This is a genomic window from Reinekea sp., assembly GCF_046710285.1.
Lineage (GTDB): Bacteria > Pseudomonadota > Gammaproteobacteria > Pseudomonadales > Natronospirillaceae > Reinekea.
In genome coordinates this window covers 1-22,865 of sequence record NZ_JBKEGY010000013.1, presented here as the reverse complement: position 1 = coordinate 22,865, position 22,865 = coordinate 1, and the positions used below count along the sequence as shown (strand labels likewise).

The following is a 22,865-nucleotide window of genomic DNA, read 5'->3' as shown; positions in this document are numbered from 1 at the left end:
CAATGGGCGGTTATGTCGTGTTTTTTCGTTAAATGTGATTAAGTCGTTGAATTTAAGGGGGAAATACCCCGTGATTAGGTGTTTCACCCGAGCCTGAATGACGATAGAATCTAAACTTATTGCGTAAATTAAAGAACTGTCATCTATGCGCTTGAAAAGCATTAAGTTAGCGGGTTTTAAATCATTTGTAGACCCGACCAAAATTCCTTTTCCCACCAATCTTTCTGCGATTGTTGGGCCTAATGGCTGTGGTAAATCAAATACCATTGATGCTGTTCGATGGGTCATGGGTGAATCTAATGCCAAACATCTGCGTGGCGAATCTAAAACCGACGTAATCTTTAACGGCAGTAACTCACGCAAACCTGTCAGCCAAGCTAGTGTAGAGCTGGTATTTGATAACTCTGATCATACTCTACGGGGTGAGTTCGCGGCTTATAACGAAATATCCATTCGCCGTAAAGTGACACGTGATGGTGATTCGAGCTATTACCTCAATGGCACTAAATGCCGCCGCAAAGACGTAACCGACATATTTTTAGGTACAGGTTTAGGGCCGAGAAGCTACGCGATTATTGAGCAGGGCATGATTTCTCGCCTGATCGAGTCAAAACCTGAAGAATTGCGTATATACATCGAAGAAGCGGCCGGAATATCACGTTATAAAGAACGACGTCGTGAAACAGAAAACCGTATGCGACGCACACGTGAAAACCTAGAACGTTTAACCGACTTACGCGAAGAATTAGAGCGGCAATTGGCGCACCTTCATCGTCAAGCGCAATCGGCTGAAAAGTACAAAGCCTATAAATCTGAAGAACGCCAAACCAAAGCACAGCTTTCTGCGCTTAAATGGCAACGTTTAAATAGCGAAGTTTCAGAGCAAGAACTGAAAATTGCCGAGCTTGAAACCAAATACGAAGGCTTTGTTGCCCAGCAACGGTTTATTGATGCGGAGCTAGAAAGCTTGCGTGAGCAGCACCACGAATCTACTGATGCCTATAATAGAGTGCAAGAGCAGTTCTACCAACTGGGCAATGAAATCGCCCGTTTCGAACAATCAATGCAGCATCAGCAAGAGCAAAGTGCGCAAATTTTACAAGATATCCAAGAAGCTGAACGCCAGCTTCAAGAAGCCATCACTGAAGCAGAGACCGACACTGATCGCGTAGAAGAAAAACGCGAAACTCTCGAAATGCTCGAGCCTGAAATTGAAATCGCCTCTGAAAAAGTCGAGCTAGCCAGTGAAAAACTGGAAGCGCTTGAAGAGCGCCAGCGCGGCTGGCAAAGCAAGTGGGATGGCTTTAACCAAAACGCACAAGGGCCTAAACGGCAAGCAGAAGTCGCACAATCGCGCATTCAGCATCTTGAAAAAGTGATTGAACAGCACCATCGGCGCCAAGAAACATTGCATGCTGAATTACAAGAAATAGCAGACAACCCTGAAGCTGAAAATCTCGCCATGCTTATGGAGCAAAGCGAAACCTTAGAAATGAAAGGCGAAGAGTTTGAGCAGCGTCTTGAGCAACTATCAGAGCGCCAGCAAAATCACCGTGACATGGTTGAACAAAAGCGTACTAGCCTAGACACAGCTCGCAACGACTTACAGCAAAAACTCGCTCGACAGGCCACCGTAAAAGCCTTAATCAAAGCCTCTAAAGGTGATGAATCAGAGGGTGTTCAAAACTGGTTGGCCAGTCATCAAATGCGAGAAGCAAAACGTTTGGCTGATGATCTGCAAGTAGAAGCAGGCTGGGAAAGCGCGGTAGAAACGGTGTTGGGCGAATCATTACAAGCAATATCTGTTGCCGATTTACAGAGCATGGTTGAGCCACTTGAGCGATTCAAAGAAGGTGCAATGACGCTTATTTCCGGACAGTCTGCCTCGTTTAGTGGTGATGTTACCGGGACTTTACTTGCTAAAGTAACCAGTAAAACCAGTTTGCACAGCTGGCTAGCGGGTGTGAAGACGGTCGATTCATTGGTTGAGGCATTAGCGCAGATAGACAGCCTCAAACCAGGAGAAAGTTGTATTACTCGTGATGGTGTTTGGGTAGGACCCAATTGGGTACGCCTACGCCGTGGCGATGAAAGCGCGCACGGCTTGTTAAGCCTTCAACAAGAATTGGATGTGCTTGTCGATGAAATTGATGAATTAGAAATTACTGAAGAAGATTTATCCGTCAGTATGGACTCGGCGCAATTGCAATTAAAAGCTATTGAAGAAGAGCGTGAGCAACTGCAAGTTGAAAACCAGCAGCTTAGCCGGCAACTTGCTCAAGTTAATGCAGAATTAAGTGGTAAGCGAGTAGAGGCAGAAAAACTAAAAGAGCGACGCACACGTTTAGAAAACGATATCAGTGAAGTCGAAGCTTTAATGACCGAAGAGCGTGAAACCATAACGATTAATCGCGAAGAGCTACAGCAGTCATTAGACGCCATGGAAGATGATGTTGATGAGCGTGAAGCTTTGCTTGGTGAGCGCGAAGAGTTACGCATTGACATTGACGAGCTACGTGATCAGGTACGTCTGTTACGTGAGCAACAGCATCAGTTGCAACTTAAGCGTCAGCAGTTACAAGCAGAGGTCGATTCTTTCCAGACAGCATTTGAACGTGCCCAAGCGCAAAAGTTAAGAGCGACTGAACGCCTCGAAAAGCTTAAAGAAAAACTAGGCGAGCGGGACGAACCTTCCGATGATGTAAAAATTGAATTAGAAGACCGGCTAGAGCGCCGTATGATTATCGAAGAAACACTAGCCGAAAAACGCGCTTTAGTGGAGAGCGCCGATGCTAAAATGCGTGAGTTTGAACGGGAGCGATTAACGTTAGAACAAAATTCTATGGCAACACGCAGTGACCTAGAGCAAAATCGTATGGCTGCACAATCAATTATGACCCGTAGAGCGACCTTACAGGAACAATTAGTTGAGCAACAATTTGATCTAGATACTGTATTGGAAACCATGCCAGAAGAGGCCAATGAAAACGAATGGACAGAAGCGTTAGAGCGGTTAGCCATGCGCATTCAACGTTTGGGCCCAATCAACTTAGCTGCCATTGAAGAGTATCAAACGCAATCAGAGCGTAAGCGTTATTTAGATGAACAAAACGATGACCTTGAACGAGCGCTTGAAGTACTCGACAATGCAATTCGTAAAATTGACAAAGAAACACGAACACGATTTAAAGAAACCTTTGATCGAGTAAATACCGGTTTACAAGAATTGTTTCCGAAAGTGTTTGGCGGCGGTCACGCCTATCTTGAGCTCACCAGTGAAGATTTACTCGACACCGGTGTGAGCATTATGGCGCGGCCTCCAGGTAAGAAAAACAGTACTATCCATCTGTTATCCGGTGGTGAAAAAGCACTGACAGCCATTGCCTTAGTCTTCTCAATTTTCAGGCTGAATCCGGCACCATTTTGTATGTTAGATGAAGTTGATGCACCATTAGACGACGCAAACGTTGGCCGATATGCAAAATTAGTAGAAGCTATGTCAGAGCACGTACAATTTATTTATATCACTCATAACAAAGGCGCAATGGAAATGGCGCATCAGTTGATGGGTGTTACCATGAATGAGCCAGGTGTTTCACGCTTAGTAACCGTAAACGTGGAAGAAGCCGCAGAATTGGCTGCGTTGTAATTTATAGGGGCGACTATATGGAATTTCGCGAAATTATTGTTTGGTTTGGACTCGTCGCAATTCTCATTATTTTATGGGATGGTTTTCGGCGCATGAAATCAAAACCTAGAAAGCCAAAAGTGAAGGTCGAACCAGAAGACGATTGGGAAGATCCTGAAGAGGCTGCAAGGAAGGCACAAATCGCTCGCGAACTGCCAAATGGCGGTGCACGAATTCGAGAGATGACCGAAGAAGAAAAGCAAAAAGTTAGCTCTAAGTTCAATTTAAACCTACGCGAGCGTGTCCCAATGTTAATGGAGCGTGTGGTAGTCGAAGGTGAAGAAACCGATGCCGAGCGCTTAGAGAAGGAGTCGGATAACACTTCAAAGAAAGACGATGAAGCAGAGGCAGTAGTTCAATCAGAAATGGATTTCACCAGTGCGCCTGAACAGCCAGAAGTTGCTCCTGCGCCGGAAGCAGAGCCAATATCTGAGGTTAAATCTGACCCAACTGTTTATGAAGAAAAAGTTCATATAGAGCCGACTTTTGGCGCGCTGGATGACGAGCCTGAGAGTTCTAAAGAAGATGTGCCGTTTAGCTCTGATTTTTCAGGTTCTGATTACGAAGATGAAAAACAAACGGATGACATTCCAGAGTCCAATGAGCAGGAACAAGAAAACTCCGCTGACACTGATGACGAATACGCTAGCGAAGTCGTAGATGCAAAGCAGAGTTCCGATGAAGAAGAATTTGAGTCGAGCCCAAAAGAAAAAGAGCCAGCAAAACTAGCTGAGGATCCACTGCCAGTTGAAGATCTTATTGTGGTGCATTTAATGGCCAAAGAGGGTGGCGAAATTAATGGTCGTGCTCTGTTAGAGCTGCTCGTTCATGCTGGCTTACGTCATGGACCGATGGATATATTTCATTACCGAAACCCGCAAGGCAAAACTGAATTTTCATTAGCAAACTGTGTACGCCCAGGAACATTTAACCCCGATGCAATGGCTGATGTAAATACACCAGGCGTGACGTTATTCTTGCAGTTGCCTTGTACCGCAGATGCAATGGAATCATTCGAGCACATGATAGAAATGGCACGATTCATGGCCGCTAACTTAAACACAAACTTACTCGATGAAGAGCACAGCACGGTTACGCCACAAGTCGTTGAGTATTACCGTGAGAAGTTGCGTGCTTTTGCCCGTAAACAACTAATACCTTCTTGATAAGAGTTTAAGATGAACGCAGCCGAACAGAATTATCAAGAGTTGATTGCCAAAATAACGCAACTCGATCACGAGTATTACGTCAGTAATCAATCATCGGTACCCGACGCGCATTACGATCGTCTTATGGCTGAGTTACGACAACTTGAAACCGATAATCCGCACTGGGTAACCCCAAGCTCGCCGACACAACGAGTTGCCGGTCAGGCAGAGTCTTCATTTAAGAGTGTCGGGCATCGTGTACCTATGCTGTCTTTAGACAACGCCTTTAACGACGACGACATGGCAAGCTTTGTGAAACGTTTGCAAGATCGATTAAATTCCATTGATGACATTGAATTTGCCTGCGAGCCAAAGCTAGATGGTATCGCCGTTAGTTTGCTATATGAAAACGGTCTGTTGGTCCGTGGGGCAACTCGTGGTGATGGGTCAACGGGTGAAGATATTACCGCTAATGTACGTACCATTCGAAGTATTCCGTTGGCACTTAAAGGCGACAACATACCCGCAGTGCTCGAAGTACGCGGCGAAATATATATGCCTAAAAAAGGCTTCGAACAACTCAATGAAAATGCCCGCGCGCAAGGCGAAAAAACCTTTGTAAATCCTCGTAATGCCGCCTCTGGCAGTTTGCGTCAACTGGACCCAAGACTTACAGCCAAGCGGCCATTAGAAATGTGCTGCTACTCGGTGGGTTTTTTTGAAGGTGGCGAATTACCTTCAACTCAAGCCGAATTAATGACTCAGTTCGGCCAATGGGGTTTGAAAATCAATGCAGAAATGGCGGTTGTTACCGGTGTTGAGGGCATAAATGATTATTACAGGACCTTAGAGCAAAAGCGCAATGAACTAGCCTACGATATTGATGGTATTGTATTCAAAGTAAATGACTTTGGTCTGCAGCAGCGCCTTGGGTTCGTCTCGCGTGCTCCGCGCTGGGCGATTGCCCGTAAGTTTCCAGCCCAAGAAGAAATGACAACATTGCTTGATGTCGAATTTCAAGTAGGACGAACCGGTGCAATAACACCCGTCGCGCGGTTAGAACCTGTATTTGTTGGGGGGGTCACCGTCAGTAATGCTACCTTGCATAATATGGATGAAATTGAGCGCCTCGATGTGCGAATTGGCGATACGGTTATCATTCGCCGAGCAGGTGATGTCATTCCACAGGTGGTGCAAGCGGTGCTTGCCGAACGACCTGATAACGCAAAGCCCATTGAATTGCCGGTAGAGTGTCCAATTTGTGAGTCTTCAATAGAGCGTGTAGAAGGCGAGGCTGTAGCGCGTTGTACGGGTGGGTTATTTTGTGGTGCTCAGCGACGAGAAGGGTTGAAGCATTTTGTTTCACGCAAAGCGATGGATATAGACGGCTTTGGAGTAAAGCTAATTGATGCATTGCTAGCAACCCAGCAAGTGCATTCCGCCAGCGACCTTTTTGAATTGAAGGTAGAGACACTGGCAGAGCTAGACCGCATGGGTGAAAAGTCTGCACAAAATGTTATAAATGCGATTGAAGTCAGTAAAAATACCACTCTAGCTAAATTTTTGTTTGCCCTGGGTATTCGCGAAGTGGGCGAAACAACTGCGCGTAATCTCGCCAGTAGTTTTAAGACGATTGAAGCCATAATGTCGGCAACCACAGAGCAACTACTTGAAATAGATGACGTCGGCCCTAAAGTTGCGGCCCATGTAGTAAATTACTTTGCTGAAGAGCAAAACCGAATGGAAGTTGCTCGGCTCATTGCTCTAGGTGTGCACTGGGATGATGTCGAAGCGTCAGAACAGGAACTTCCACTGGCTGGGCAAACCTGGGTCGTGACAGGCAAAATATCTGCCATGAGTCGTGATGAAGCGAAAGACTATTTATTGCGTTTAGGCGCCAAAGTAGCAGGAAGTGTCTCTGCGAAAACGACGCAAGTCGTCGCTGGACCTGGAGCAGGCAGTAAGCTTAAAAAAGCATCCGAATTAGATATTCCGGTTATGGATGAGGCTGAGTTTATTAAATGGCTAGCCGAACAGGGTTTGTGGCAGGATTAAACTTCCTGCTAAATAACAACCTGCGAAGCAGCGCACGCGTTTTTTTAGCGGTTTAGGTATACTGCCTAGCAACCTAACATAAACAGATAGGACACTGTCTTAAATGGCGATACAGATGGATCAAGAGACAATCGTTTACGGTATTATCAAAGATGTACCGTCCAATGATCAGCAATTGCTCATTCGTAGCCGTTTGGCGAACTGTGATGCCATTTTAGAGCTCAATGAATATGACAGCTTCCCATACATTACCAGTAGTATGTTTTCACTTCCCTCTGAAGACCTAGAGCAGGGTACTTACCAAACTCAGGTGATACATTTTGCCGCCTCTTATCAAGCGGTAGAGTACCATTGGGAAGAATGGATGGAGAAATTTGAAGCCCTGTTAAAGCAAATGTACTGGGTTTCAGCAACCGTTCACCTTGAAACAGAATTATCTGGCAAGCATACTTTTATATGGGAAAGTGCGGGCAGCTATCACGCACCCAGTGACGAACTCAGTGTTCGATGTGAATGGGAACAAGAAGTTTCTTTTAGAGTGAACCGTTAATAATATGATTATCCCTCCACAGCAGTTACAACCTGACACACTTGTTGCTCTAATTGAAGATTGGCTATCTCGTCAAGAGCAGTCTTGGGCATTTGACATGGATAACAATGAGCAGCTGATCGAGCAAGTAAAGCAAAGGTTAAGCACAAATGATTTGCTTATCACTTGGGACGAAGAAGGGCAGTCCCTGAATATATTAGATGAAGAACGTTACGAACTCTATTTTGCAGAACAACAGAAAACACAAGGTTACTATGATTAACTGGATTATTATTTCATGTGCGCTAGCGATTATCGCAATTCTCACCGTCATTGCCATTCGACTGACACTAAAAGTGAGAGCAGTAGAGACTGAACGTGCTGAATTACTCCAGCATCGTGCTGAAAAACAGCAAGCGCAACGCAATTATTTAATAGAAAGCTTAAATGTAATAGCAATAACCTTTTTAAATGAAGAGCTTACTCCTTCAGAAGCTGTCATCCGCAGTAAAATGTTGCTTGATGGTTTGTTGTTGAGCGAGCAAGAGCGCCAACCTTATGATGCGATTGAAGCGGTATACCAACTCGTTAAAAACTTTGACACCCATGATGCCCGCAAAGCACTGCCCGCCAATCAGCGCATGAAGCAAGATTTGCAGCGTGAAAACATTGAGCATGAATACCAAGCACAACTAAAAGAAAGTTTTCAGAAGTTACGCGATGCTAAGTTCTAAAAATAAGCTTAGGGTCGGTAAGTTTAATGACAAAAATACTCCTTTTAAATAGAATTTTACTCAGTATTGAGTTAATTCCTCTCGCTATCTTGTTTTTGCTCTCGTTGTTTTTGCTTGGGGACTCTAGACCTGTTTTTCTATTGCTCTCAGCGCTTTCTGTTTTTAGTATTTTTTCCCTTATGAACATAATCATAAAGCTAATAGGGGGTACTGGCGCAAATATAGATGCTATCTTTATTTATATGGCGCATGTTGGTGTGCTAGTTACTTTACTAGGCGCTTTGTCGTTACTGATTTATGGCAATCAGTTTAAGGAACATTGGTCTGAGGAGCCATACGGCATATTTATTTTTGGTGTCGTTGCGTTCATTCCTTATATTCATGTCATGATCTTGCTGAGCCTAACTAACAGATAATTAGGCTTTTATGGCTGTAGATTGATTAAAACCTAGAAGGCTGACGTCAAAGTAAACCCTGTTTCCCTCTACTGAAATACTCAAACGTGACTTTAGTCACAACTTTTCTTCTTACATGTAATAAGTATTGACTCGTTACATGTAACGATATAATTTGAATTCATGACTACAAAAACATCAGCTCACTATCAACGTGAATACCGTCGGCGCCTGCGAGAGCAAGGCTTAGTTAAAAAAGAGGTTTGGGTCTTACCCGAGCATACAGCCCAGTTGCTGTTAATTGAAAAGCAACTAAGGGTAACTTCTGACGTGCCACTGAATTCAACTAGGATGACTATGAAGCAAGACAGACCCGTGTGGACAGCACAAAGCCTTTTCCAAGCATTACTCCACACCGATCTAGTCAAAAATGAAAACATGGCAGTCGAGCTTATTGAAGGTATCGAACCTGTTTTACTGCTAGAAATGAAAGAATTTGGTGATTTGCCCATGTACCTGTCAGTTTCAGGTGAGCAAATATTAGTCGAAAGTCTATTGTGGCCGGTAAGTGATGTACTAAACCTTGCCGAATTCAATGAAGCCGTTTTAAAGACTCATAAGTACTATCCGCTTTCGGCGATCTGCCTTGAAGCAACGGAAAACTTTGGTGATTGCTATTTTATGTTCGGGGCACTCAGTTATACATCGATGCTAAATAGTGTACTCATTGAAATAGAAACGCTTGCCAGCAACGTATTGCAAGCAACGGAAGCTTACAGTGAGTACCTTGTTGATCACGCTACGAATGAGGAGGTATAAATGAATATTTGGGCTCAGCTTATTCGTGCGTTAAAAGGTGAACAAAATGAAATTGGAGAAACACTGCTTGATTCCCATGCGATTGACATTTTAGACAATGAAGTACGAGTTGCCTCAGTTGAACTAAAGAAATCTAGAGATGCATTAGCAGAGTTAATGGCTAAACAGGTCCTTGCAAATGAACAAGTTGAGGCCGTCGCTAGTGCAATCAATGAGCATGAAAACTATGCGCTAAAAGCGTTAGAGAAAGGTGATGAAGACCTTGCTTTAGAAGTAGCGGAAAAAATTGTCAGTTTAGAGGCCGATAAGGTACAAGAGACGAGTATTCGTGATGCTTATCAGCAATCACTAAAAGAACTACAGCGTATTATTAAACAAGCGGAACTGAACTTAAAACGCTTAAAACAACAAGTTAATACTATAAAAGCGACGGAGAGCGTACAGCGTGCTCAGGCTGCAGTTGCGGCTAGGCATTCAGGCTCAAATAAAAGGCTTCAAACGGCGCAGGAATCGTTAGAACGACTAAAAGAACGTCAGTCTATGAAAGCAGCTCGCTTTGAAGCCGTCAAAGCAACAGATGGAAATGCGCGCAAAGATGCTCTGTTAGAAAAGCTTGAAAAAGCGGGCATCAAAACCGGTTCAAAAGATGCAAATGACGTATTGAATAGACTAAAAAAATAAATAAGGAATCATCATGTTTGCAGTGTTATTTATGAAGGAAATGGATCCTTTTTATCAAAATATTTCGTCTTTCCCTACAGTTATATTTACGGTCGTCTTTGCCCTTATGCTGCTTTATTGGATTGTCGCCGTATTGGGCTGGGTCGATATCGGATTTTTAGATTTCGGCTTACCAGAAATCGATGGAAATATTGAAACCGTCAATGTTTTAGCAGGGTTGTTTCTGAAATTTGGATTAAATGGAGTGCCTGTTACTCTAGTATTGACTTTAGTCTCTATGTTTGGCTGGCTCATCAGCTACTATGCGGACTTCTACATTTTAACCCCCTATACCTCTGGTTTTATTGAGTTTTTATTGGGCGGGTGTGTGTTTCTGGGTTCCCTTTTTATTTCAGTATTAGTAACTGCTCAGGTAATTAAGCCCATTCGAAAACTGTTTGGAGATTCCTTGGCAAATAGCAGCACAAAAATACTGGGCCAAACTTTAGTTGTACGCACGTTACGTGCCGATGCAGCCTTCGGTGAGGCGCGTCTAAATGATGGTGGTGCAGGGCTTGTACTTAAAGTTCGGGCTAGTGGAGACAACAAATTCAAAAAGGGCGACCGTGTGGTCGCTTTTGAATACATTAAAGACAAAAATATTTACCGAGTTATGTCAGAAAACGAGTTTCTTGGCAACTCATAAACTAAGGATGTTGGATATGGAGAGACCATTATGGATTTAGCAAATTTAGCGCAAAACGCCCCGTGGGTTGTGGTTGTTGGTGCGATTTTTATTGGCGTGTTTGGCCTTGCTGCTTTTTTTAAAGCATTTTATGTCAAGGTCGAGCAGGGTGTTGCGTTAATTGTCAACGATCTTTCAGCGACGCCAAAGGTGAAATTCACCGGCGGTTTTGTTATTCCGGTTATTTACAAAAAGGAATTAATGCGCATCTCCTTGATTACCATGGAAGTAGATAGACGTGGTAAAGATGGCCTAATTTGTGCCGACAACATGCGTGCAGATATTACGGTAGCGTTTTATTTACGAGTAAACGAAACCTCAGAAGATGTACTTAAAGTTGCTAAATCTATTGGAGCAGATAGAGCGTCAGACAAAACATCAGTTAACTTACTATTTAATGCCAAGTTTTCGGAAGCGTTAAAAACGGTAGGTAAACAAATAGAATTTGTAAACTTATTTGAAAATCGCCAGAAATTTCGTGAAAAAATCATCGAAGTTATTGGTGATGATTTAAACGGCTATGTATTAGAAGATGTCGCTATTGACTATCTAGAACAAACGCCTAAATCGTCATTAGATCCTTCTAATATTTTGGATGCTGAAGGTATTCGAAAGATTACCGAGCTGACTGCTACACAAAACATTCAAACCAATAACTTCGAACGTGATGAAGAGTTGGCAATTAAAAAGAAGAATGTTGAAACCGTTGAAGCCATGTTGGAGCTTGAGCGTCAACAATCTGATGCCGAAGCTAAGCAAAAGCGCGAAATTCAAACCATCATTGCTCGTGAAGAAGCAGAAACGAAGAGAGTTCAAGAAGAAGAACGCTTAAAGGCAGATCAGTCAACGATTGTCACAGATCAAGAATTAGCCGTACAGACAGAAAATCAAAAGCGTGAAATGGAAGTTGCCGAGCAAAACCGTTTACGTGCCGTTGCAATTGAGCAAGAAAAAGTAACCCGAGCGCGAGATCTAGAAATAGTCTCTCGTGAGCGTGAAGTAGAATTGCAGCGTATCGAAGCAGAAAAAGCCATTGAAGTAGAAAAGAAAGAAATTGCCAACGTTATACGTGAGCGCGTTGCGGTTGACAAAACCGTTGCCATCGAAGAAGAGCGCATAAAAGAAGTTCGTGAAGTTTCTGAGGCCGATCGAGCAAAGCAGACTCAAGTATTAGCAGCGGAAGCCACTGCTGAAGAGCTAAAGGTTAAGCAGGTTAAAGCTGCAGAAGCCGATGAGCTATCTGCGAAGCATAAGTCGATAGAAATTACCGTACTTGCTCAAGCAGATTTAGAAGCTGCAGCTAAAGAAGCAGATGGCAAAAAGAAAATGGCTGAAGGTATTCAAGCTGAAGAAGCTGCCTCAGGCCTAGCAGAAGCCAAAGTACAAGAAGCCAAAGCAGTTGCTCTTGAAAAAGAAGGCATAGCAGAAGCCAACGTAATGAACGCTAAAGCTCAGTCATTAGAGAATGAAGGCACAGCCGAGGCGAATGTTATTCGCGCGAAAGGTATTGCCGAAGCAGATGCTTTACTAGGCACAGGTACTGCAGGTGCCGATGTCACTCGATTGCAATTCAAGGCAGAAGCAGAAGGCCTAGTCGATAAGTTCGAAGCGATGAATTCAATGAGTGATAAAGCAAGAGATCATGAAGAATTCCGTATGGGTCTAGAAACTGCACTTAAAGAAGCTCTAGCGTCAATGGAGGCAGGTAAAGAAATCGCTAAAGAAAATGCAGAAGTACTGGCAATCGCATTGCAAAAAGCGAAGATCGATATCGTCGGCGGTGAAGAACATTTCTTTGATAACTTTGCTAAGTCACTTTCTATTGGAAAAGCGGTTGATGGTTTAGCTGGAAAAAGTAACGTGATACAGGGCTTAGTTAGTAAAATGATGCAGCCGAATCCTACACCACCAAGCGCTCCAGAAAAAGATACAGAAGAAGCCTAAAGTGAAAGAAGGGGTGTGTGACACCCATTGCTGTCCCATAGTTTAGAAGCGGCCCATTGCTTGGAATTCGGGTGTTTGAAACATGGATGTTTCAATCAAGCCCCATGGACGGGTTTATGGCGACCGAAATTTCAAGCAGTGGGCCGCTGAACCCCGTGTAAACTGTTAGATATTTAAGGGATAGCAGGGTGTTTGCCACCCTTATTTTTAAAATCTAAACCGTCAGCCCGAATTTACAAATTAAACGCTTTAAATAACCAAGCATTTTTAAGGATAAAACAATGACACAGCCAAACAGCACTCAACCAAACGCAAGCGACCAAGCCGTTGATAGCGCTGTTGCCGAAGGTGGTGCTTACGAAGTCATTAGTAAGCGTTTAGCTGAGCAAGGGAAGCAGTTGTACAGCCATACTCAAGTACTTAATTCAACAAGGCTAGAGGAGTTTGGCAGTGCAGATATGGCCGTTATTGGACGAACTAGAGTTCGGACTGAAAATAACTGCATAGCGCGAGATATTGTACAAGTTGGTGAACATTTGCTATTTGGCTATAACGTGTTTATTGGCCTTAAAAAAGAAACCAAGGTCGAAGATGTTTTCGCCTTATTCGATATTAAAAAATCCGATGCCGGGGTCGAACTAAAGGAAGTAGAGCACAACAATCATTTCTTGAAAGAAACCAGCTTCGTTAACGACTTTAGTGAGTTGTATCGTTATTACAAAAACACCAAGTTGATTCAGCTAGCCGTGAAAGACGGTAAATTACTCGCGGGCTTTCAGATTGGTGAAAAATTGTCAGATATTCGTGTTTTTCGTTGGTCAGTGTCTTCTGATGGTAAGACGGTTAAATACATTGACAATCGTGGTGAACGAGATCTACAGCCACCACCAGATTATGATTTTGAATGGATAGATGCGACGAGAGACGATATTGTAAATGGTCGCCATCCGCATATTAGTATACTCGATACCGTATTTGTTGAAACCATAGGTGGCGATTTAACAATTAAGATTGAAAACAATACTGACAATGGTTTAGGGATATACAGCGAGCCGGTCGATGATGAAACTCAGTCTTTAGATGATTGTAAAATAGGCTATGCGAAAGTAGGGAATCTGATTTTATTGAAAGTATTACCCTACAAAGAAACCACTACCCGCTATTTAATATATAACACGCTAACTGAAGCTGTGATGCGCATAGACGCCATAGGCGAATCTTGTGTGCAACTACCAGAAGACCACGGTTTGATATTCCCAGGTGGTTTGTATTTACAAAATGGTGAATACAAGCGCTTTGAAGAAAATGTGACTGGACTTAAGTTTCAACGTGCCATCCGGTCTCCGAATGGCGAAGATGTTTTATATGCTTTTTACGAACCAGACGAGGGTCTTGTTGGCTTATTCGGTTATAACCTAATTAATAAGCAACTGCAAAACCCCATTTTTGGCCATGGTTATGCATTAGCGGAAAATGGCCAGCTCGTCATTTTTTCTGCGGTAAATGAAGCTACTCGTGTACATCCAATGCAAGTTTGGCAAACACCCTATGTGAGTGCTGAATTTGCCAGTGCACAGCCCCAAAGTCAGTCATTTTACGGGAAAATTGGCAATGCAGAGCTAGTACGCGGTATTTCAGATATTTTCAGTATATGCCGCAGCATTGATAGCCAAACGGTTTCCTCGTTGCTATACGAAGAGCTTGCTAAAGCGTCTAAGCGAGCATTCGATGACCATTATTGGTTGAATGCACCAGAAACAGAAACTCTTTCGAATTTACTGCAACAAGTAGCGACAACCTCTGAGATGGTGATTGATGAATTTGAAAAAGTTCAATCAATACAGGCCCAATCCAAAAAGGCAATGCAAGAGGCAGAGCAAGTACAAAAAGAATTGATACTACGGGTTCGGCCTGACTCTTGGCAAACCGCTGAAGAGTATGTCAGTGCCTTAAGTCAATTGCGCCACCAGCGTGGACACCTCATTACGATTCGTGACTATAGATACATGGATCTTACACGCATAGATGCTCTAGATAATGAGCTGCAAAAGGTCAACGCAAGCTTGTCGGAGCAAACGGTTGCATTTTTATCCAGCGAGCAGGCACTTGATCCATATTTTGAAAAAATTATTGGGATAGATAGCAAGGTTGAGCAGGCAGAAACCATTGCCGAACTAACGCCAATTATTGACAATATTGAAACAACCGCAGCTGGCTTAGATTTGCTTACTGAGTTAATGAATACGCTCAAGGTTACGGACGCAACAGTACGCACGCAAATTATTGATGCGATATCGAATGTCTACTCAAAGCTTAACCAGAGCAAAGCTAACGCCAACCATAAGAAAAAGGGTTTAGGTTCATCTGAAGCCATAGCGCAATTTGGTGCACAATTTAAACTATTTTCACAAAGTATTGTTAATGCATTGGGTTTATCTACCACACCTGAAAAATGCGATGAACAACTGTCTAGATTATTAGTCCAACTTGAGGAGCTCGAAAGTCAATTCTCAGAATACGATCAATTCCTCACTGATATTATGGATAAACGAGAGGAAATATATGAATCTTTTGAAAGTCATAAGCAACAACTATTAGATGCGCGTCAGCGTAAAGCTCAAAGCCTGACGGATGCTGGCAGTCGGATGTTAACTTCAATCGAAAAGCGTTCGCTTAAGTTTACAGAGGACGATGAACTAAACACCTACTTCGCAACCGATGCCTTGGTTATGAAAATACGTGATTTAGTTGGAAGTTTGCGTGAGCTGGATGCTGCAGTGAAAGCCGACGACATTGAATCACGCGCTAAATCAATAAGAGAGCAAGCGTTTAGATCTTTGCGAGATAAATCGGATATTTTCGAAGACGGCGGTAAGGTCATTAAGCTAGGTCCTCGACATAAGTTTTCGGTCAACACCCAAGAACTCGATTTAACCATTATTCCACGCGACGGTGATCTCAATATACATCTTACCGGCACAGATTTTTTTGAGCTTATTGAAAACGAAAGGCTTATCTCTTTAAAAGACTATTGGGATATGTCACTAGAATCTGAATCGAGTGATATATACCGATCAGAGTATTTGGCTGCTTTGGTTTTAGCAGCGTCTGAGCAAGAAACTAACGGCCTAACTAAACAAATACTTCAGGTAGCCGTTAAAGATGAGACTGAGCTCAGTAAAATTGTCAAAGAGTTCGCGAGTCCTCGCTACAAAGAAGGTTATCAAAAAGGTGTTCATGATTTTGATGCCGTTAAGATATTAACAGCATTGGTACCCGTGCTTGACCAAGCTGAGCTACTTCGTTTTGATCCTCATAGTCGAGGTCTAGCACAGGTTTTCTGGGCAAAGCAGCAAACTAAAACATCTTGTGTTGATACTAAAGGTTGGATGGAACGCGCACAGTCTGCATTGCAGTTAAGTGAGGCTTTAGGGAGTTTTGAAGCGACCAAACTGCTATGCGTTGATATCACACAAGGGTTGATTCTGTTTGCCACTGAGCATGGCATGGCTATAGAGGAGCTAACATTAAAACGTGCTGCAAATTATTTAGTTGAAGAGCTGGCAAAAGACCAACTAGCCTTCATAACCAGCCAATACGCGACAGAATTGGTGGAAGAGCTACAGCGTTCGGTTAATCATGAGAGCTGGAATAAGTTTCAAGAGGCATTAGTCAATTTAGATTCCAGTCCAAACGCTCAATGGCGTTTATCTGAGGCTTGGTTGAGTGCGCTGATTAGCAATAGAAATCTACAATCATTGAGTCGCTATATTCCCGAAGCAATTGCATTGCTTATTGTGCCTACTCGTGTTGAGCGTCGAGCTATAGAGGCGGATGTCGAAATTACTGTGCAAGGTTTAATGGGTGAACATGAGCGAATCCAAGATCGAGCGTTGTCGTTTAGTTTAGATAGTTTTTTACAGCGTACGCAACACCATCGCGAGGTTGTGGTGCCGACGTATCACCATTATCTAAAGGTTAGGCAAGATATTATTTCGACTGAACGAAATAAGTTGCGCTTACATGAGTTTAAAGCGCGGCCTTTGAGTTCGTTTGTTCGAAACCGCCTGATCAACGAATCTTATTTACCGCTTATCGGTGACAACCTAGCTAAACAAATGGGCACGGTAGGTGATACTAAACGCACCGACCTGATGGGTTTACTGATGATGATATCGCCACCGGGCTATGGTAAAACCACCTTAATGGAATATGTGGCAAACCGTTTAGGTCTTATTTTCATGAAAATAAACTGCCCAAGCTTAGGCCATGACGTACTATCACTTGATCCACAGCAAGCACCAAATGCAACGGCAAAGCAAGAACTTGAAAAGCTCAACCTTGGTTTGGAAATGGGCAACAACGTTATGTTGTACCTTGATGATATTCAACATACCCATCCTGAATTTTTACAAAAATTTATATCATTGTGTGACGGAACTCGTCGAATTGAAGGTGTTTGGAAGGAGCAAACTAAAACCTACGACATGCGTGGTAAAAAATTCTGCGTGGTCATGGCCGGGAATCCATACACCGAATCTGGTGAAGCATTTAAGATCCCCGATATGTTAGCAAACCGAGCAGATATCTATAATTTAGGCGATATTTTAGGTGGTATGGACGAGCAGTTTTCATTGAGTTATGTGGAAAACTCATTGACTTCAAACCCTGCACTGGCCCCATTAGCGGTTCGTGAAATGGATGATATATATAAGCTAATTAAGATGGCGCAAGGCCAGAATATCGCCGCCACAGATTTAGCTCATCAATACAGCGGAGCTGAGATACAAGAGATTACCGGCATTTTCAAAAAAATGTTCGTAGTCCAAGATGTAGTGCTTAAAATCAATAAGCAGTATATCGCTTCAGCTGCTCAAGACGATAAATACCGGACTGAACCATCGTTCAAGTTGCAGGGTAGTTACCGTAACATGAATAAGATGACTGAAAAAATATCTGCCGTTATGAATGATGACGAGATGATGCAGATGATCGCCGATCATTACCTAGGCGAAGCGCAGCTACTCACCACCGGTGCGGAAGCAAACCTACTCAAGCTTGCGGAGCTGCGTGGAAACATGACAGATGAGCAAGCTCAGCGTTGGACGCAAATCAAAAAAGACTTCTTACGAAACAAAGCCATAGGCGGAGATGAGGGGGACGTTGGCGGCAAGGTTGTGGCCCAACTGGCAGATATGGTCACTGGGCTAAGCGCGCTGTCTAAATCGGGAAGCGAGCAGAGTAATTTTGAACAAGCGGCTATGAAAGCTCTAATTGCGGCAATCAAAGAAAATAAACCGAGTGATATCGCCATTCCTGATACTAGCGCCGCACTTGTTAGCAGTTTTGACAAAATTGCGAAGGCAATTAATAGTAACGCGCCTAAGGTAGAAGTGATTAACGAACCCGTTCAAGGGTTAGGTAAAATACTTGAAGTACTGGCCGTCAGTATTGAGGAGAGTATTTTCCCGATTATGCACACCATGGACAAAAAGCTTGATATCGACTTACGGACTCATGAAAGAATCAAAGAGCTCACCGATCAAATTAGGTATTTGGAACTCACGGTTAATAAAAAGACACATACTACAGGTTAGCAAGATAAAGTGATGTGTTTAAGGAGAAGGACTTGGTAGTCAATTAAATTGATCCAAAAGCGGCGGTTTACTGTATTAGATGTAAATTAGACATTATCAGGAGACCGCAATGACCAAGTCAGTCCTTATTACCGGTGCCAGCTCTGGAATCGGCCTTCAATTAGCGAAAGATTATGCAAATGACGGTTGGAAGGTGATTGCCTGTGGTCGTGATAAGGCCAAGCTAGATGTCAATTTCTCGGCTGAAAACATAGACACAGTGGTATTCGATACCTTAGATGAGGCCAGTGTTGAAACGGCCCTAGAAAGTTATTCAAGCTTTGATTTGGTTATTTTAAATGCTGGAACCTGTGAATATATAGACGACGCCAAGAATTTCGACGCTAAGCTATTTAAGCGTGTGATAGACACTAATGTTCTCGGTACCAGTAACTGCTTGGCTGCAACAATACCTAAGTTAAATAAGGGCAGTCAGCTTGCCGTCGTCAGCTCAACGGTTACATTCTTACCCTTGACGCGTTCAGAGGCTTACGGTGCCTCTAAAGCCGCTTTAGACTACTTAACTAGAACACTTGCAATTGATTTAGCGCCGCACGGTATAGACGTGTCTTTGGTGCGCCCTGGTTTTGTAGAAACCCCATTAACCGATAAAAATACCTTTAAAATGCCTGGTCGTATTTCTGTTGAGCAAGCGAGCAAAATGATGCGTTCTGGTTTAGGTAAGCGTAAAAAAATTATCAACTTCCCATTTATATTTCACGCTGTTCTTAAAACTTTGTCTTTATTGCCCAATACTATATGGCATCGAATCGCAGTAAAGATGGGAGCTTAGTCAGTATGAAAAAGCTGTGGCTTCTACTGTTATCCTGGCTATTTTTGAACGTTGCACATGCTGATCAAACCTTAGTAGGAAAGGGTGATATGCGGTGGTTTGGAATCCATATTTACGAAATTGAGTTAGCGACACCCACTGGCCGCTATGAAGTTGATTCGCCGTTGGAGTTAAGCATTCGCTATCAGTTGAAAATAGATAGGGATAAGCTTATCTCAATTAGTGAAGAAGAAGTTGTTAAGTTGGGTAAGCAATGGCGCACAGAATGGACTGAACAGTTAAAAGATATTTGGCCCTCTATTAATAAACAAGATGTACTTAAAATTTCAATTAACTCCGAAGGAGCGAGTAAATTTTATTACAACGGGGTGGCGCGTGGCGCGATTGCGGACCCGCTCTTTGGTAGCAACTTCACCGCCATTTGGTTATCACCAAATACGCGCGAAAGTAAGCTGAGAAGGAAACTCATTGGAGATAAAAATGGCTAGAAAATATAATTGGGTGTTTGTATTGCTCGCAGCTTTGATTTTTTCAAGCTGTGCGACAAAAATCACGTCATACCAAGAAACTGAGCCAGGTATGGCTTTAGAGGAGTTTTTTGATGGCGAGTTATTTGCCTACGGTATTGTTCAAAACCGTTTCGGTAAAGTTCAAAAGCGCTTCACGGTCGAAATGATAGCTAATTGGGAAGGCAGCATTGGTATTCTAGAAGAAGACTTTTACTATGCAGATGGGTCAACCGATCGAAGGGTGTGGCGCTTAGTCAAAGAGGCTCAAAATCGATATACAGGAACCGCCGCCGATGTCACTGTCGATGCGATTGGGCAAACCAGCGGCTTTGCGTTTCAATGGGGTTATGTTCTTGATGTACCCATTGATGGAAAAATATGGAAATTCAAGCTCAATGACTGGATGTATTTAGTCGATGAAAAACGTCTAATCAATAGAGCTGAAATGAAAAAATTTGGTTTTGTTGTGGGAGAGATCACCTTAGTGATCGAGAAAAAATAAGCGCACATATCGCTGCAGTTATTTTTCAATAGTTTACGGTGAAATCTTAATTTGGTAAGAAAGTGTGAGTGTATCACTTATACCTAATGCAAAAATTTGCCATTTTATAAAATTAATATCAGCTGCGGCGATCTCGGTTTCAGGCGAGAAAAATGTTTGCCCAGTAGAGGATATTCTGTAGAAACCCCGCTTTGAATCAAGCTTTACAGAATCAGGTATGAATGAGACAGGACCCGTTGGGATGGTATTGACCATCTCTACTTCTTCTACTATCTCATCACTTAGGTTGGTTGCGATAATTTCAATTTCTATGAGGTCGCCCGGTTTGGCTTCTTGAGTTAATGAACGCAGATAAGTACCGGAACCTTCATCGTATTCAAGCAAGTAGTAGAATTCGTTAATTTCAACCAAGTTAACTTTTACATTGGGATCGGTAGCTGTTTCGTTGGATTCTGCAGTTGAATACTCAGTTGAGCTTTGGGCGTCTGCATCTATCTTAAATATAGCTGGGAGTGCAGCTTCAGGTATGTCGGGTACGGGAAGTTGGCTTTCTTCATCGGCTTGATCAGGGTCGGCTTCGAGGCCAAGGTCTTCTAAGTCATCAAGCTCTAACAATTCACCATCAATCGCTAGGGTTTCGATCACTACTGAATCATTAGCAAAGCTAGGGTTGAGTGCAACGGTCAACCCTAATATAGCAATGCCTCCGAATAAAGCGGGCTTTTTCGCTAAGGTGGCGATTACTGATGTCCATTTCAATAGATCGTTGTAGTTCAAGATGCGCTCTCATTTGGTATGTTTTTGACAGTATGGCTGTAAATTAACCAAATTACCAAGTCATCTATAACTATACAACCGCTTGTTCGCCTTCAGCTAATTGTTTTTCTAGTTCTAATAGCCATTGAGTTAGGGTATCTGACATTATCAGAGTATCGGTTCGAGGATCGTCAGAGTCACCAGCCTGGTCCACCAGCTTTTCTTGAAACTTTAACCGCTTCATCTGAAACTTCTCATTTATGACAAACTGGAATTGATCATCAAAAGCAACTGCCATTTGTATAATACGCATACCGGCATCGAGTGAATGCTTTATTTCAGGGGCTTCTAAGTCTAGATTTTTATAGCGAGCTTTTACAGTCGAGTCGGCGGCCATGGCCAGTTCGAGTTCAGCTTCTAACTCTATGCCACTAGGACGGTTGTCTAAATCTAAAAACCAGCCAGTTAATAAATCGGCACCGGAGGTACTTTTACCTAAAGGCGTGACAAGCAGTGTACCAAGCGCTTCACGTAAATTAGCCGTAAAATCATCGGCTGTCTTCTCGCTAGCGGAGTTTACCACCAACCACTTATTTTTAGCGTCAATCCAAGCGCTAATGCGCTTCGTTTTGTGGAATGCCCTTGGTAATAAAATAGCACGGAGGTCTTCTTTCAGTTGCTCACGCTCTTTTTTGCCTGGACGACGACCTTCCGCTTCTTCAATGGCATCCAGTTTTTCGTTAAGTTGCTCATTAAGTACGCTGGCGGGCAAGACTTTCTCCTGAATTTGCGCGCTAAAAAAGAATCGGCCGCCCACAGGCTCAGCGTAAAGCTCGCTGTCTTTATAAGGCGGCACCCAACCAAAGCTGGTTTCCTGCATTTGGCTGAGCGGATTGAAAGGCTTTTTAGCCAATGCATCGTCTAATTGATCGACTGTTAAATTGAAAGATTCAGTGAAACGATAAACTTGTATATTTTTAAACCACATAGATGTCTCAGACCGAGTAAATAGAGGGTGTATGTTACTGGAAATTGGAGGATTTGCATCTTAAAATCGGTTTTGGGCTACGAGCTGCGGGCGACGGGTTTAATTCAAAAAGCGGAGACCTTGACGTATTAGGTGCATGCGTGGGTGAGGGGGTGAATTTAAAAGTGAATGACTGTTTGAGCGCAGCGAGTTGTTATGAACGGCTTAAATTTACACCGGAACCCAAAAGCAGGTATCGTGGCACTAATAGCAGTTAGCGTTTCTCTATCTGCCTTCAAATCATCCACAGAGGCAATATGCGGCGTATATGTTAAGACATTCAACTTATCTATTCCTTGCATCGTTTGCGGCATTGACGTTACTCGCAACAAATCAGCCGTTTTACGAAATACTTTATTTTAATGCGGCACAGGTGAGTGAGGGCCAGCTATGGCGGGCGTTTACTGCGTGGCTGGTACAAGCAAATGTAGAGCATTGGTTGGTTAATCTTTGGGGCTTGATCGTCATGGCGATTGTCTTGCCTAAGCAATTATCCCGAGAAGACTGGCTGGCCTTTACCAGTATCTGGCTATTAAGTAGTCTGTGTTTGTGGCTTTCAAGTTATCAAGCTTATGTTGGGTTGTCAGGAGTGCTGTATGGCTTGTTGTTTTGGTCTATTGCGCGTTCGCCTTTTTATGGTTCACGCATCAAAATTGCAGTGTTGGCTATCATTATCGCAAAAGTGATAATTGAGAATAGTTCCTTACCTTGGTTTAAAGAAGCTTGGTTGTCGCAATGGATTGGTAGCGAGATAGCCCATGAATCCCATGTTTGGGGGCTAGGCAGTGGTCTTATTACTTATTTTGCTTACTGGCTGATTCAGCGATTTCCATTAAATGGCGAACCCCGCGACTAGGCGTGCGCTTACGGTGTGAAATAATCCCTAAGTTGCGAGTTAACTGCACTCTATCAACCTCCAAGGTAT

Annotated in this window: 18 protein-coding genes; 16 read left to right on the top strand and 2 right to left on the bottom strand. The window is 43.1% G+C overall.

Translation table 11 applies throughout. The features are described 5' to 3' along the window. Positions 1 to 145: 145 nt before the first annotated feature. The 15 genes from smc to ACI882_RS10375 all read left to right on the top strand — a co-directional run bounded on the left by smc (position 146) and on the right by ACI882_RS10375 (position 20,157). Entirely contained in the window at positions 146 to 3,649 is a 3,504-nt protein-coding gene (smc, locus tag ACI882_RS10445; protein WP_411743068.1) for a chromosome segregation protein SMC, read from the top strand. Positions 3,650 to 3,666: 17 nt separating this feature from the next. Further along, entirely contained in the window at positions 3,667 to 4,854 is a 1,188-nt protein-coding gene (gene zipA, locus ACI882_RS10440; RefSeq protein ID WP_411743067.1) for a cell division protein ZipA, read from the top strand. A 12-nt stretch (positions 4,855 to 4,866) separates the two neighbouring features. Next, positions 4,867 to 6,891 carry an NAD-dependent DNA ligase LigA gene (gene ligA / locus ACI882_RS10435; RefSeq protein WP_411743066.1) on the top strand — a complete coding sequence of 675 codons (2,025 nt, stop codon included), beginning with the start codon at positions 4,867 to 4,869 and terminating at the stop codon, positions 6,889 to 6,891. Positions 6,892 to 7,006: 115 nt separating this feature from the next. Further along, positions 7,007 to 7,441: a hypothetical protein gene (locus ACI882_RS10430; RefSeq protein ID WP_411743065.1), complete on the top strand. Its 435-nt coding sequence runs from the start codon at positions 7,007 to 7,009 to the stop codon at positions 7,439 to 7,441. A 4-nt stretch (positions 7,442 to 7,445) separates the two neighbouring features. Beyond that, positions 7,446 to 7,703, top strand: coding sequence for a YheU family protein (locus tag ACI882_RS10425; protein ID WP_411743064.1), 258 nt, complete (start codon positions 7,446 to 7,448; stop codon positions 7,701 to 7,703). Beyond that, positions 7,696 to 8,154 carry a DUF2489 domain-containing protein gene (locus ACI882_RS10420; protein ID WP_411743063.1) on the top strand — a complete coding sequence of 153 codons (459 nt, stop codon included), beginning with the start codon at positions 7,696 to 7,698 and terminating at the stop codon, positions 8,152 to 8,154. Before ACI882_RS10425 ends, ACI882_RS10420 begins: the two co-directional genes overlap by 8 nt. 179 nt (positions 8,155 to 8,333) lie before the next feature. Then, positions 8,334 to 8,570 (top strand): hypothetical protein, encoded by a 237-nt coding sequence (locus tag ACI882_RS10415; RefSeq protein ID WP_411743062.1) that lies wholly within the window; start codon positions 8,334 to 8,336, stop codon positions 8,568 to 8,570. Positions 8,571 to 8,732: 162 nt separating this feature from the next. Continuing rightward, entirely contained in the window at positions 8,733 to 9,368 is a 636-nt protein-coding gene (locus ACI882_RS10410) for a YjfI family protein (protein ID WP_411743061.1), read from the top strand. After that, complete coding sequence (locus ACI882_RS10405; RefSeq protein ID WP_411743060.1) at positions 9,369 to 10,049, top strand: PspA/IM30 family protein; 681 nt, start codon at positions 9,369 to 9,371, stop codon at positions 10,047 to 10,049. Positions 10,050 to 10,062: 13 nt separating this feature from the next. Next, the gene (locus ACI882_RS10400) at positions 10,063 to 10,734 is read left to right on the top strand and encodes a DUF1449 domain-containing protein (protein ID WP_411743059.1); all 672 of its coding nucleotides are present in this window, start codon (positions 10,063 to 10,065) and stop codon (positions 10,732 to 10,734) included. Between the two features lie 30 nt (positions 10,735 to 10,764). Continuing rightward, positions 10,765 to 12,717 carry a hypothetical protein gene (locus ACI882_RS10395; protein WP_411746694.1) on the top strand — a complete coding sequence of 651 codons (1,953 nt, stop codon included), beginning with the start codon at positions 10,765 to 10,767 and terminating at the stop codon, positions 12,715 to 12,717. Positions 12,718 to 12,998: 281 nt separating this feature from the next. Beyond that, the gene (locus ACI882_RS10390) at positions 12,999 to 18,314 is read left to right on the top strand and encodes a DNA repair ATPase (protein WP_411743057.1); all 5,316 of its coding nucleotides are present in this window, start codon (positions 12,999 to 13,001) and stop codon (positions 18,312 to 18,314) included. Positions 18,315 to 18,423: 109 nt separating this feature from the next. Beyond that, positions 18,424 to 19,146: an SDR family NAD(P)-dependent oxidoreductase gene (locus ACI882_RS10385; RefSeq protein WP_411746695.1), complete on the top strand. Its 723-nt coding sequence runs from the start codon at positions 18,424 to 18,426 to the stop codon at positions 19,144 to 19,146. Between the two features lie 5 nt (positions 19,147 to 19,151). Next, complete coding sequence (locus ACI882_RS10380) at positions 19,152 to 19,634, top strand: chalcone isomerase family protein (RefSeq protein WP_411745122.1); 483 nt, start codon at positions 19,152 to 19,154, stop codon at positions 19,632 to 19,634. Further along, a complete protein-coding gene (locus tag ACI882_RS10375) occupies positions 19,627 to 20,157 on the top strand; it encodes a DUF3833 domain-containing protein (RefSeq protein WP_411745121.1) in 531 nt (176 codons plus the stop codon). Before ACI882_RS10380 ends, ACI882_RS10375 begins: the two co-directional genes overlap by 8 nt. A gap of 33 nt (positions 20,158 to 20,190) precedes the next feature. Here ACI882_RS10375 and ACI882_RS10370 read toward each other — a convergent pair whose 3' ends face one another. Together ACI882_RS10370 and ACI882_RS10365 are read right to left on the bottom strand one after the other, a co-directional pair. Then, positions 20,191 to 20,934: a hypothetical protein gene (locus tag ACI882_RS10370; protein WP_411745120.1), complete on the bottom strand. Its 744-nt coding sequence runs from the start codon at positions 20,932 to 20,934 to the stop codon at positions 20,191 to 20,193. A gap of 70 nt (positions 20,935 to 21,004) precedes the next feature. Further along, a complete protein-coding gene (locus tag ACI882_RS10365; protein ID WP_411745119.1) occupies positions 21,005 to 21,901 on the bottom strand; it encodes a recombination-associated protein RdgC in 897 nt (298 codons plus the stop codon). Positions 21,902 to 22,208: 307 nt separating this feature from the next. On the opposite strand from ACI882_RS10365, the gene rrtA reads away from it, so the two are divergent. Continuing rightward, positions 22,209 to 22,796, top strand: a complete 588-nt coding sequence (rrtA, locus tag ACI882_RS10360; protein ID WP_411745118.1) for a rhombosortase — start codon at positions 22,209 to 22,211, stop codon at positions 22,794 to 22,796. Positions 22,797 to 22,865 lie beyond the last annotated feature (69 nt).